The following is an 11,709-nucleotide window of genomic DNA, read 5'->3' on the forward strand; positions in this document are numbered from 1 at the left end:
GTTCGTTGCTTAAATCAATCATCAAGGTGGCCCTGGCCGGCATCGCGGGCAGCCTCGTGGCCGCCACCGTTCAGGCCGGCCCCCTTGCCGAACGTATCGAGGCGGGCGAGCCGATCCGGCTGGGTTTCGCCGCCGCACCGCCATGGGCGTATCCGGGCGAGGACGGGTCCGCCCAGGGCTTCGTCAACGGCATCACGATCGATGTCCTCAAGAAGATGGGCTACACCAATATCGAACCCGTCCTGACCGACTGGTCGGCGCTGATCCCCAGCGTGAACGCCAACCGGGTCGATATCGTGACCGGCGGCATGTACGTTCTTCCCGCGCGCTGCGCGAACATGGACTTTTCCGATCCGATCGGCGCGTTCGGCGACGTGTTTCTCGTGCCCGCCGGTAATCCGAAAGGCATCGAGACCTATCAGGACCTGATCGACCAGGACCTGACGATGGTCGCGACGGCGGGCTACAACACGATCGCGGACGCGAAGGCGGCCGGCGTTCCCGACAGCAAAGTGATGGTGGTCCCCGATTCGACGGCGGCCCTGGCCGCCTTGCGCGCAGGCCGGGCCGATGCCCTGGCCACGACGATCCTCGAGGCCAACGACATGGCCGGCAAGGCCGACGGGATCGAGGTAACCGATCCCGATGCGTTCACCGGACGCAAGAAACAGGTGGTGGCGGTCGGCTTCCGCCCCGCCGACGACGATTTCCGTCAGGACTTCAACAAGGCGCTCGCCGGTTATATCGGCTCCGACGAGATGATGGAGACCGTCGCCGCCGACGGTTATGTCGACACCTACCTGCCCGGCGATGCAAGCACGCAGCAAGCCTGCCAAGCCGACTGACGCACACTGAAAACAGGGTCGGGAGCCGGGCAGCGATGCCGTCCGGCTCCCTCAACACGTCAGGCCCGCGAAGGGCGGCTGGGAATTGATGTCTTATCTGGAGTTTCTAAACACATATGGCGAGGCGCTGATCGGCGGCTCGCTGATGACGGTCGCGCAGTTCGTGCTGGCCGCGCTCGTCGCCGTGGCGGCCGCGCTCGTCGCCGGGTTGATGAAGCTTGCGCCGGTCAAATCCGTGCGCGGCATCGCCACCGTCTATATCGAGCTGTTTCGCGGCACCTCGCTGCTGGTGCAGCTTTACTGGGTGTTTTTTGCGCTGCCGCTGTTCGGCGTGAGCCTGCATAAATTCACCGCGGGCTTTCTCACGGTCGGACTGTGTTTCGGCGCCTATGGCGCCGAACTGGTGCGCGGGGCGGTCGCGTCGGTGCCGAAGGGGCAATGGGAGGCGGCATTGGCGCTCAACCTGTCGCCGGCGCGACGGATGTGGCGCATCATCCTGCCGCAGGCCTTCATCATCATGCTGCCGCCGTGGGGCAACCTGATGGTGGAGATCCTGAAGGGCACGGCCCTGGTCGCGCTGATCTCGGTTGCCGACCTGATGTTCGAGGCGCGCCAGATCAACAGCGCCACCTATCTTTCGGCCCAGGCCTTCGGCACGGCGCTGATCCTCTACTACATCTTCGCGCGGTTTACGGTCACGCCGCTGATGCGCTGGCTCGAGCGCACCATGGCGCGCCGGATCGGGAAGGGTTGAGACATGCTCGAATGGAAATGGGATTTCACCTGGACGATCCTGCCGCGCCTGATCGAGGCGACAGGCAAGACCGTGCTGGCCGCCGGCGGCGGTTTTGCGGTCGCGCTCGTGCTGGGACTGGTGCTGACCTTGGCGCAGCGCACGCGTTTTCGCCCCTTGACCGTGATCACGCGCGAACTCGTCGAACTCGTCCGCTCCACGCCGCTGCTGCTGCAGGTGTTCTTCGTCTATTATGTCGGACCGCAGTTCGGCCTGCGCCTGTCGCCGTGGACGGCCGGCCTGATCGCCATCGGCCTGCACTACGCCGCCTATCTTTCGGAAGTCTATCGCGGCGGCATCGAAAGCGTGCCGAAGGGACAGTGGGAGGCCGCCAAGGCCATCAACCTGTCGGTGATCAAGACCTATCGCCGCATCATCCTGCCGCAGGCGCTGCCGCCCGCACTGGCCGGCGTCGGCAATTATCTGGTCGGCATCCTGAAGGATACGCCGATGCTGTCGGTGATCGGCGTGGCGGAGCTGATGCACACCGCCAACGCCATCGGCGCCGAAAACTATCGCTATCTGGAGCCCTACACCATCGTCGGCCTGGTCTTTCTGGCGCTCTCGCTGCCCCTGGCCTGGCTGTTTCGCCGTTTCGAAACCACGGTGCGGCGCAAACTTGGATTGATCAAATGACGGAAGACATGACCCAATACCCCTTGAGGCTGGAAGGCGACGACGCGCCGATGATCCGGTTTCAGAACGTCACCAAGAAATATGGCGACCTGACCGTACTCGACCGCCTCGATCTCGACGTGGCGGCAGGCGAGATGGTGACGATCATCGGGCCTTCCGGCTCGGGAAAAACCACCGTTCTGCGCATGCTGATGACACTCGAGCAGATCGACGCCGGCGTGATCTATGTCGACGGCGAACCGCTCACCCACATGGAAAAGGGCGGCCGGCTGGTGCGCGGCGACGCCCAGCATCTGCGGCGCATGCGCGGCAAGATCGGCATGTGTTTCCAGCATTTCAACCTGTTTCCGCACATGACCGCGCTCGGCAATTGCATGGAAGGCCCGGTGCAGGTTCTGGGACTGTCGAAAAGAGAGGCCGAGGAACGCGCCCTGGAACTGCTGGACATGGTCGGCATGGCGGAAAAACGCGACGAGCATCCCTCGCGGCTGTCCGGCGGACAGCAGCAGCGGGTGGCGATCGCCCGCGCGCTGGCGATGCGCCCGCAGGTCATGCTCTTCGACGAGGTGACGTCGGCGCTCGACCCGGAGGTCATCAGCGAGGTGACCAGCGTGATCCGCGCGCTGGCCGATCAGCACCAGCTGACCATGCTTATGGTCACCCACCAGATGGGTTTCGCCAAGGAGATTTCCGACCGCGTGGTGTTCTTCTACGACGGCAGCATCGAGGAACAGGGAACGCCCGACAAGCTCTTCGACAGTCCGGACAAGGAACGGACCCAGCAATTCCTCAGCGCCGTCCTGGAGGCGACCTAGACGGGGTTTGCGCAAGCCGGTCGCGCTGCCGGGGCCGTCGCGACCGGGCCGGCGGCTGGCCGCGGCGATGTTTGGGTTTGCCGGGACCGACGGTCCTGCTACAGCAAGTCCGGCATGGAAGCGAGCGACCCAAGCGCATGGCGGAAACGGATATAGTCGAAGGAACGTCCGAGGGTGCGGACGCGCCGCTTGATCCCGGCAAAGCCACGATCGGCATAATCGGGCTCGGCTATGTCGGCCTGCCGCTCGCCGTGGCGTTCGGCAAGCGCGGCCGGGTGATCGGCTTCGACGTCAACCCGGAGCGCGTGGCCGACCTCAACGCCGGACGGGATGCAACCCGCGAGGTCGACGCGGCCGCGCTCGCGGCGGCCCGCCACCTCACCTTCACCAGCACGGCGGACGACCTCGCCGCCTGCTCCGTCTTCGTCGTGGCGGTGCCGACCCCGGTCGACGCGGCCAACAGGCCCGATCTCAGCCGGCTCGAACAGGCCAGCGAGACGGTCGGCGGCGTTTTGAAAAAGGGCGCGCTGGTCGTCTACGAATCGACCGTCTACCCAGGCTGCACGCGCAGCGTCTGCGCGCCGATCCTGGCGCGGCGTTCCGGCCTCGTCCCCGACCGCGACTTTTTCGTCGGCTACAGCCCCGAGCGGATCAATCCGGGCGATCCGGCGCGGCGCCTGGGCGACATCGTCAAGGTCACCAGCGGCTCGACGCCGGCGGCCGCCGACGCCGTCGACGCGCTTTATGCCGCGATCGTGCCGGCGGGCACCCACAAGACGTCCTCGATCGAGGTCGCCGAGGCGGCCAAGGTGATCGAGAACACCCAGCGCGACCTCAACATCGCGCTGATGAACGAGCTGGCCATCGTCTTCCACCGGCTCGGGCTCGACACGAAAGAGGTCTTGCAGGCGGCTTCGACCAAATGGAATTTCCTGCCGTTCACGCCCGGACTGGTCGGCGGCCACTGCATCGGGGTCGACCCATATTATCTCACCCACCGGGCCCAGGAGGTCGGCTACCATCCGGAGATCATCCTGGCCGGCCGGCGCATCAACGACCGCATGGGCGGCCACGTGGTCGAGCGGGTGGCGCGGCTGATGATGAAAAACCGCCTGCCCGTGGTCGGCAGCCGGGTTCTGGTGATGGGGCTCGCCTTCAAGGAAAACTGCCCCGACGTTCGCAACACACGCGTGATCGACATCGTTCGCGGGCTCGCCGAGCTCAACGCCGACGTCGAGGTGTGGGATCCCTGGGTCGATCCCGCGACCGCGCAACGGGAGTTCGGGCTTGAAATCCTAACGAGCGCGCCCCAAGAGAGGCATTATGACGCCATCATCCTCGCCGTTGCCCATCGTGACTTCGTCGACCTGGGGGCGGCGTGGCTGCGCGCGCGCGGCAGGCCGGGCGCGGTGATCTTCGACGTCAAGAGCGTTTTTGCCAAACACGACAGCGACGGACGGCTCTAGACCATGAACGTGCTCGTCACCGGCACCGCCGGCTTCATCGGTTTTCACGTCGCCAAACACCTGCTGGAACGCGGCGACACCGTGGTCGGCTTCGACGTCGTCAACGATTATTACGACCCGTCCCTGAAAGAGGCTCGGCTCAGCGTCCTGGAGGGGCTGGCAGGCGCCCGGCAAGGATCGTTCCGGTTCGTGCGCGCCGACCTCGCCGACGCGGCGGCCGTCGAGGCCTGTTTTACCGAACACCGCTTCGACCGGGTCATCCATCTCGCCGCGCAGGCCGGCGTGCGCTATTCGCTCGACAATCCGCGCGCCTATGTGCACAGCAACATCGTCGCCTTCACCAACCTGCTGGAAGCCTGCCGGTACGCCAAGGTCGCGCATCTGACCTATGCCAGCACGAGCAGCGTCTACGGCGCCAACACGGCGATGCCGTTTTCCGAAAACCAGGCCGCCGTGCATCCGCTGCAATTCTACGCCGCCACCAAGCGCGCCAACGAATTGATGGCCCATTCCTACAGCCATCTGTTCGGGCTGCCGACCACGGGCCTGCGCTTCTTCACCGTCTACGGTCCGTGGGGGCGGCCCGACATGGCGCTGTTCAAATTCACCAAAAACATCCTGGCCGGCGAACCGATCGAGATTTTCAACAATGGCGACCATATGCGCGACTTCACCTATGTCGACGACATCGTCGAGGGCGTGGTGCGCACCAGCGACCGGATCGCGGCGCCGGATCCAGGCTGGGACAGCGACGCGCCCGCGCCCGACAGGAGCAACGCGCCCTACCGGATCTTCAATATCGGCAACAGCCAGCCGGTGAAGCTGCTCGACTATGTCGAAGCGATCGAGGCGGCGCTGGGCAAAAAGGCCGAGCGTCGCTTTCTGCCGCTGCAGGCCGGCGACGTGCCGTCGACCTGGGCCGATGTGAGCGCGCTGCAGACCGCGGTCGGCTACCGTCCCGCGACCTCGGTGCGCGAGGGCGTTGCCCGTTTCGTGGCCTGGTATCGCGACTATTACGGCGTTTGAGCGGGCGCGCGCACGCGCGCGCGACACTCCTCGTTTCGCTCAGATGCCACCGCCGTCGCCGAAATGCTGGCCGGAAATGTCGCGCGCTGCCAGCCAGCGCTCGATCTCGGCGATGGCGTCGTCCGGCCGGCTTTCCTGGGTGCGAATATGGATATCGGGGGCGTCCGGCGCCTCGTAGGGCGACCCGATGCCGGTAAAATTCAAGATCTCGCCCTTGCGCGCCTTTGCGTAAAGCCCCTTGGGATCGCGCGCCGCGCAGTCCTCGAGCGGCGTATCGACGAATATTTCCGCAAAGGCCACGTCGCCCATCAGCGCGCGCGCCATGGCGCGCTCGGCCCTGAAGGGCGAGATGAACGACACCAGAACGATCAGCCCGGCATCGGCCATCAGCTTCGCCGACTCGGCGACCCGGCGGATGTTCTCGACCCGGTCGGCCTCGGAAAAACCGAGGTCGCGGTTCAGCCCGTGGCGGACATTGTCGCCGTCGAGAATATAGGTGTGCCGCCCCTCGGCATGCAGCTTGCGCTCGAGCCGGTTGGCGATCGTCGACTTGCCCGACCCCGACAGGCCGGTGAACCACAGCACCGCCGGCTTCTGCCCCTTGATCGCCGCGCGCGCGCCGGCGTCGACGTCGAGCCCTTGCCAGTGGATATTGTCGGCGCGGCGCAGCGGATGCGCAATCATGCCGGCGCCGACCGTGGCATTGGTCATGCGGTCGATCAAGACAAACGCGCCGGTGGCGCGGTTTTCGCCGTAGGGGTCGAAGGCGATCGGCGCCTGGGTGGCGATCTCGGCCACGCCGACCTCGTTCAGCGCCAGGGTCTTCGCCGGCGCGCGGGCGAAGCTGTTGATGTCGACCCGTGCCTTGAGCGCGCTGACATGCGCCGGCACCTCGTCGGTCTCGGTGCGCAGCAGATAGGAGCGGCCGGGCACCAGCGCGCTTTCGCCGAACCAGACGATATTGGCGACGAACCGGTCGGCGACATGCGGCCGGGCGGTCGGCGCGGCCAGCATGTTGCCGCGCGAGACCTCGACCTCGTCGGCCAGCACCAATGTGACGGCCTGGCCCTGGCGGGCGCTGTCGAGATCGCCGTCGCGGGTGACGATGCGCGCCAGCGTGGAGGCGCGGCCGGACTTGGCCACGACGACCTCGTCGCCGACGGCGACCGAGCCCGAGGCGACGGTACCGGCGAACCCGCGAAAATCGAGATTGGGCCGCACCACATATTGGACGGGAAAGCGGAACGGCCGCGCGGCGGCGGGCGGGTCGATGGCGACGGTTTCGAGATGGTCGAGCAGCGTCGGCCCGCCGAACCAGCCCAGACGCTCGGAGGGCGCGCTGACATTGTCGCCGTAGCGCGCCGAGATCGGCAGCGCGGTGACGGTTTCGAAGCCGAGTTCTTCGGTCAGCGCGGCGTAGTCGTCGGCGATGGCGTCGAAGGCGGTCTTGGAAAAATCGACCAGGTCGATCTTGTTGACGGCGAGCACGATGTGGCGAATGCCGAGCAGCGCGGCGATGTAGGTATGGCGCCGGGTCTGGCGCATGATGCCGGCGCGCGCGTCGACCAGCACGATCGCCAGATCGGCGGTCGAGGCGCCGGTGGCCATGTTGCGGGTATATTGCTCGTGGCCGGGCGTGTCGGCGACGATGAATTTGCGCCGCTCGGTGGCGAAGAAGCGATAGGCGACGTCGATGGTGATGCCCTGCTCGCGCTCGGCCTCCAGCCCGTCGACCAGCAGGGCGAAATCGATCTCCTCGCCGGCCGTGCCGTGCCGGCGCGAATCGTTTTCGAGCGCGGCGAGCTGGTCCTCGAAAATCAGCCTGGCGTCGAACAGAAGCCGGCCGATCAGCGTCGACTTGCCGTCGTCGACCGATCCGCAGGTCAAAAACCGCAGCAGCGACTTGCGCTCCTGGCCGGCGAGATAGGCGCGCACGCCGTCGCGCTTTTCGATGGCGCGGGGGGACACATGTTCCATCGTCAAAAATAGCCTTCGCGCTTTTTCTTCTCCATCGAGCCGGCCTCGTCGCGGTCGATCAGCCGGCCCTGGCGCTCGGAGGTGCGCGCGACCAGCATCTCGCCGACGATCTCTTCCAGGCTGGTCGCCTGCGACTCGATCGCGCCGGTCAGCGGATAGCAGCCGAGCGTGCGGAAACGGACCATAAGCCGGCGCGGGACCTCGCCCGGCCGCAGCGTCAGCCGCGCGTCGTCGACCATGATCAGCATGCCGTCGCGCTCGACGACCGGGCGCGGCGCGGCGAAATAAAGCGGCACGATCGGGATGTCCTCGCGCAGGATGTATTGCCAGATGTCGAGTTCGGTCCAGTTCGACAGCGGAAAGACGCGGATCGATTCCCCCGGGCTGACGCGGGTGTTGTAGATCTTCCACATTTCCGGGCGCTGGGTCTTCGGATCCCAGCCGTGCTGGGCGTTGCGGAAGGAGAACACGCGCTCCTTGGCGCGCGATTTTTCCTCGTCGCGCCGCGCGCCGCCGAAGGCGGCGTCGAACTTATGGGCGTCGAGCGCCTGGCGCAGCGCCACCGTCTTCATGATGTTGGTGTGGACGCTGGAGCCGTGGTCGATCGGGTTGATGCCCTCGCGCAGGCCGTCCTGGTTGACGTGGACCAGAAGATCGAAGCCGAGTTCGGCCGCCATCCGGTCGCGAAAGGCGATCATCTCGCGGAATTTCCAGGTGGTGTCGACATGCAGGAACGGAAAAGGCGGCTTGGCCGGATAAAAGGCCTTCATCGCCAGATGCAGCATGACGGCGGAATCCTTGCCGACCGAGTAGAGCATCACCGGCCGGGAGAAGGTCGCCGCGACCTCTCGGAAAATGTGGATCGCCTCGGCTTCGAGCCGATCGAGATGGGTGAGCGTGTCGTGGCCGCCGCGGTTCTGGAGCATCGGGTTCGCGCTTTCGAAGCAACCGGGATCTCGCATCCCGGCATCCGGCCCGAACCTGCCGCTCCGGGCGGCACTTCTCAAGGCGCGCGATCCTCCGCGGCAGCGCGCAGGCGAAGCATTTTTTTGCGTTTGGGCGTCATCGTGGAAACTTCGTCGCCGACGCGCCGCCCTCGCGCGCCCGGCATCCCGAGCAGTCGGACTGGAGCGGTGCCAACGCGGCGGTTGCCGCTCAGCCGCGCGCCGCGCCCTCGTTGCCGTTGTCGCCGCTGTCGCGCCCCGCGGCCAGTTCCTCCAGCGCCTCCAGCATCAGGTCGGCCTGCTTGGTGCGGTGGAACTGCGACGAGGCGGCCACGCCCGCCGCCGACAGGGCCTTGCGCCGTGCGGGATCGTTGGCGAGCGCGGTGACGGCATCGGCAAGCGCGCCGGCGCTGCCGGCCTCGACATGGACCGCGGAACCGAGCGGCGTCAAAAGCTCTTCCAGCTCGCCCTTCACATTGGTGACGATCGGCGTGCCGGTGGCCATCGCCTCGAAGATCTTCGAGGGGATCACGGTGCGAAACAGCGGGTGATCCTTCAGCACCACCAGGGTCATGTCGCTGAGGCGCCAATAATCGGGCACGGCATCATGCGCGACGCGGTCGACGAACATCATGTTTTCGAGCTGCCGCTCGGCGGCCATGGCCTTAAGCCGCTCGCGCTCGGCGCCGCTGCCGACCATCAGCAGCGTGACCTGCGGCGCCTGCGCGGCCAGCCTGACGGCGGCCTCGATCAGCATGTCGAGGCCGTGCGCCATGCCGAGCGTGCCGATATAGGACACCACGATGCGCTCGCTCAGCCCCAGCTCGGCGCGCAGATCGTCGGCCGGCCCCGGCGAAAACCGGCTCAGATCGGCGCCGTTGCGCACGACGCGGATTTTCTCGGGATCGATGCCGGTCTCGGCCAGGTGGCGGCGAAAGGCGTTGGTGACGGAGACGATCAGGTTCGCGCGGCGATAGAGAAAATATTCCAGCTTGCGCACCATGCGCAGCAAGGCGCCATCCTTGAGCGCGCCGACGGCGATGATGGAATCGGGCCACAGATCCCTGAGCTCGAACACGAAGGGCCGCCGGCGCAGCACCGACGTCATCCAGCCGGCCACGGCCGCAAAGAATTGCGGCGAGGTGGCGACGACGATGTCGGGGCGCTTCACGAACGGCGCGGCGACCGTCGCGCTGACCATGTAGCTGACGAAATCGGCAATGCGCTTGGCGGTGCCGGCATTGGGAAAGATCAGCGTCGGGACGCGGATCACATCGACCCCGTCGACGGTCTCGCGCTTCCACAGCGACTGTTTGTATCCGGCAAACAGCTTGCCTTCGGGAAAATTCGGGAAACTCGTCACCACCGTGACCCGGTGGCCGCGCTCCACCCAGCGGCGGGCGTGCGCGCTGCTCCTGAGCGCGGCGGCGTTGGTTTCGGGCGGATAATTGTCGGAAAGCAGGAGAATGCGCATCAGGCCAGGAACTCGACCGTAACTTCGATGGGAAGATCGCGCGTCACGCGCCAGACCAGCACCGGGCGCGGCCTGCATATGCCGAATTCGGGCGCGTAGTGCCCGGGTTCGATCGCCAGCCCATCGGCGCCTTTGACGGCGACCGTCACCACCCGCCCGTCGGGCATGGCGAGGCGGAAACCGCCGTCGGTCTGCTCGACCCGGTCCACGTCCGGATGGAGCGGAAAACGGCCGACGGCCGCGTGGCGCCCCCCGCCCTCGATGCGGTCCACGATCCTGACCGCGCCGGCAGTGACCTTGACGTCGCGCGCGTGCAGCGGGCTGCCAGCGAGAAAACGATACCCGTCATGCCCGCCATGCGCGTGCACGGCGCCGTCGGCCACCTTGGTCGTCACCGCGCCGGGACGGGCGCGGCGGCCGACCCGGAAACTTGCCCACACTTCGGAGGAGTTCGCGCCGTCGAGTTCCACGGTGGCGTGGGCGCTGGTCGCTCGCTCGGCCTCGCGCTCGGGGCCCGGCGCATAGGTCGAGGTTCCGGTGTTGGTGACGAGGCGCGCGCCGGCCAGCGAGATTTCGAGCGACAGCGTGTCGGCATGCGCGTGGCCGGGAATATAGTCGGGACCGACCGGCGCGGCGTCGAAGAAAACGCACCAAGGCCCCTCCTGCAGCCGCACATAACCGCTGTCGGCCAGATGGGCGAGCGCCGGCGGCGATGCCGGCGCGGCAATGCCGACCCGGCCGGCATAGGCGCTGAGCTGCGCCAGGTTGCGGGCCTGGCCGAGCGCGGCATCGTTGAAGAAGGCGATCTCGCCGTCGGGATGGCTCATCGCGGCCAGCCAGGCGATCATGCGCGCGGCGCGGCCTTGCCAGTCCTGGTCGGCGGCGGCCCGGCCGAGCGCGTCGGGATAGATCGCGGCAAGCTGGACGAGATCGATCACGTCTTCCAGGATCAGCGCATGATACATCGGGCTGAGCTCGAAATGCCCGCCATCGGCCAGCACCTGCTCGTCGAGTTCGCGGGCCATGATGGCGAGCCCGGCGTTCAGCCAGCGCTCGGCCTCGGGGCCGGAAAAATAGGCGCCGGCGAAGATCAGCGCCTTGGCATTGGCGAACAGATGGTTGCCGAGCAGGTGGAACTCGAGCGATCCGGCGAGCGCGCGCGTCTGCCGGGCGAGACTGTCGAGCGCCTTGGCGTCAAGCGGCAGGCCGGCCAGCGCGGCGGCGATCCAGTTCACGATACGCCGCGACAGCGTGTAGGGCTCCCAGCCATTGCCGGCGAGCGGCGGATTGTCGTCGATCCAGCGGTCGACCAGCGCCAGATGCCAGGCCCTGCGAGCGGGCGCTTCGTCGGCCACGAGGTCGTCGAAATAATGCAGATTGTAGAGCCAGAGCTTGGGCATCGAAGCGTCGTTCCAGCCCGTCAGCGCGTCGAGGCCGGCCTCGCGCGCCAGGAACCGGAACCGCGACGGGCCGACGAGGCTCGGCGGCCGTCCCGCGCAGGGTGTCCAGCCGGCCGCGGCCGCGCGCAGGGGCGGCGTCGCCCCGCCGACCTTAGGGGCGGCACGCAGGCGGCGGCCGACGCGGTCGGAAATCTGGCCCGGGCGCAGATAACGCACGGTCCGCAACAGGCGCCCGGCCTTGGATAGGGAAGCTCGCATGCAGCTCTCGGTGGAACGGTTCGGGAGACCGGCTTTCCCAACCACAGGAAATCGGCAATTGCAAGCATCGGCGCC

10 protein-coding genes are annotated in these 11,709 nt (G+C 66.9%); 6 read left to right on the plus strand and 4 right to left on the minus strand.

The features are described from left to right. Nucleotides 1-5: 5 nt before the first annotated feature. The 6 genes from C7T96_RS10530 to C7T96_RS10555 all read left to right on the plus strand — a co-directional run bounded on the left by C7T96_RS10530 (nucleotide 6) and on the right by C7T96_RS10555 (nucleotide 5,581). On the plus strand, nucleotides 6-845 hold the full coding sequence (locus C7T96_RS10530) for a transporter substrate-binding domain-containing protein (protein ID WP_106571183.1): 840 nt from the start codon (nucleotides 6-8) through the stop codon (nucleotides 843-845). A gap of 88 nt (nucleotides 846-933) precedes the next feature. Continuing rightward, nucleotides 934-1,599: an ectoine/hydroxyectoine ABC transporter permease subunit EhuC gene (ehuC, locus tag C7T96_RS10535; RefSeq protein ID WP_106571184.1), complete on the plus strand. Its 666-nt coding sequence runs from the start codon at nucleotides 934-936 to the stop codon at nucleotides 1,597-1,599. Nucleotides 1,600-1,602: 3 nt separating this feature from the next. Beyond that, nucleotides 1,603-2,274, plus strand: coding sequence for an ectoine/hydroxyectoine ABC transporter permease subunit EhuD (ehuD, locus tag C7T96_RS10540; RefSeq protein WP_106571185.1), 672 nt, complete (start codon nucleotides 1,603-1,605; stop codon nucleotides 2,272-2,274). Between the two features lie 8 nt (nucleotides 2,275-2,282). Continuing rightward, nucleotides 2,283-3,089: an ectoine/hydroxyectoine ABC transporter ATP-binding protein EhuA gene (gene ehuA, locus C7T96_RS10545; protein WP_338036287.1), complete on the plus strand. Its 807-nt coding sequence runs from the start codon at nucleotides 2,283-2,285 to the stop codon at nucleotides 3,087-3,089. Between the two features lie 137 nt (nucleotides 3,090-3,226). Then, complete coding sequence (locus tag C7T96_RS10550; protein ID WP_106571187.1) at nucleotides 3,227-4,555, plus strand: nucleotide sugar dehydrogenase; 1,329 nt, start codon at nucleotides 3,227-3,229, stop codon at nucleotides 4,553-4,555. A gap of 3 nt (nucleotides 4,556-4,558) precedes the next feature. Then, nucleotides 4,559-5,581: an NAD-dependent epimerase gene (locus C7T96_RS10555; protein ID WP_106571188.1), complete on the plus strand. Its 1,023-nt coding sequence runs from the start codon at nucleotides 4,559-4,561 to the stop codon at nucleotides 5,579-5,581. Nucleotides 5,582-5,620: 39 nt separating this feature from the next. Here the strand turns inward: C7T96_RS10555 and cysN are convergent, their stop codons facing one another. From cysN to C7T96_RS10575, 4 genes are all read right to left on the minus strand, one after another. Then, the gene (cysN, locus tag C7T96_RS10560) at nucleotides 5,621-7,558 is read right to left on the minus strand and encodes a sulfate adenylyltransferase subunit CysN (RefSeq protein ID WP_106571189.1); all 1,938 of its coding nucleotides are present in this window, start codon (nucleotides 7,556-7,558) and stop codon (nucleotides 5,621-5,623) included. 2 nt (nucleotides 7,559-7,560) lie between these two features. Next, a complete protein-coding gene (gene cysD, locus C7T96_RS10565) occupies nucleotides 7,561-8,484 on the minus strand; it encodes a sulfate adenylyltransferase subunit CysD (protein ID WP_106571190.1) in 924 nt (307 codons plus the stop codon). A gap of 229 nt (nucleotides 8,485-8,713) precedes the next feature. After that, complete coding sequence (locus C7T96_RS10570) at nucleotides 8,714-9,976, minus strand: glycosyltransferase family 4 protein (protein WP_106571191.1); 1,263 nt, start codon at nucleotides 9,974-9,976, stop codon at nucleotides 8,714-8,716. Further along, the gene (locus tag C7T96_RS10575; RefSeq protein WP_106571192.1) at nucleotides 9,976-11,634 is read right to left on the minus strand and encodes a heparinase II/III family protein; all 1,659 of its coding nucleotides are present in this window, start codon (nucleotides 11,632-11,634) and stop codon (nucleotides 9,976-9,978) included. The genes C7T96_RS10570 and C7T96_RS10575 overlap by 1 nt, the downstream gene beginning before the upstream one ends. Nucleotides 11,635-11,709 lie beyond the last annotated feature (75 nt).

Origin of the sequence: Nitratireductor sp. StC3 (assembly GCF_003015025.1) — a bacterium.
In the GTDB taxonomy this organism is placed as follows: domain Bacteria; phylum Pseudomonadota; class Alphaproteobacteria; order Rhizobiales; family Rhizobiaceae; genus Mangrovimarina; species Mangrovimarina alexandrii.

What these genes read in the sequence shown, in the direction of transcription:
- ehuC (WP_106571184.1), top strand. Translation starts at nt 934, where the DNA reads ATGTCTTATCTGGAGTTTCTAAACACATATGGCGAGGCGCTGATCGGC.
- ehuD (WP_106571185.1), top strand. Translation starts at nt 1,603, where the DNA reads ATGCTCGAATGGAAATGGGATTTCACCTGGACGATCCTGCCGCGCCTG.
- ehuA (WP_338036287.1), top strand. Translation starts at nt 2,283, where the DNA reads ATGACCCAATACCCCTTGAGGCTGGAAGGCGACGACGCGCCGATGATC.
- C7T96_RS10550 (WP_106571187.1), top strand. Translation starts at nt 3,227, where the DNA reads ATGGCGGAAACGGATATAGTCGAAGGAACGTCCGAGGGTGCGGACGCG.
- C7T96_RS10555 (WP_106571188.1), top strand. Translation starts at nt 4,559, where the DNA reads ATGAACGTGCTCGTCACCGGCACCGCCGGCTTCATCGGTTTTCACGTC.
- cysN (WP_106571189.1), bottom strand. Translation starts at nt 7,558, where the DNA reads ATGGAACATGTGTCCCCCCGCGCCATCGAAAAGCGCGACGGCGTGCGC.
- cysD (WP_106571190.1), bottom strand. Translation starts at nt 8,484, where the DNA reads ATGCTCCAGAACCGCGGCGGCCACGACACGCTCACCCATCTCGATCGG.
- C7T96_RS10570 (WP_106571191.1), bottom strand. Translation starts at nt 9,976, where the DNA reads ATGCGCATTCTCCTGCTTTCCGACAATTATCCGCCCGAAACCAACGCC.
- C7T96_RS10575 (WP_106571192.1), bottom strand. Translation starts at nt 11,634, where the DNA reads ATGCGAGCTTCCCTATCCAAGGCCGGGCGCCTGTTGCGGACCGTGCGT.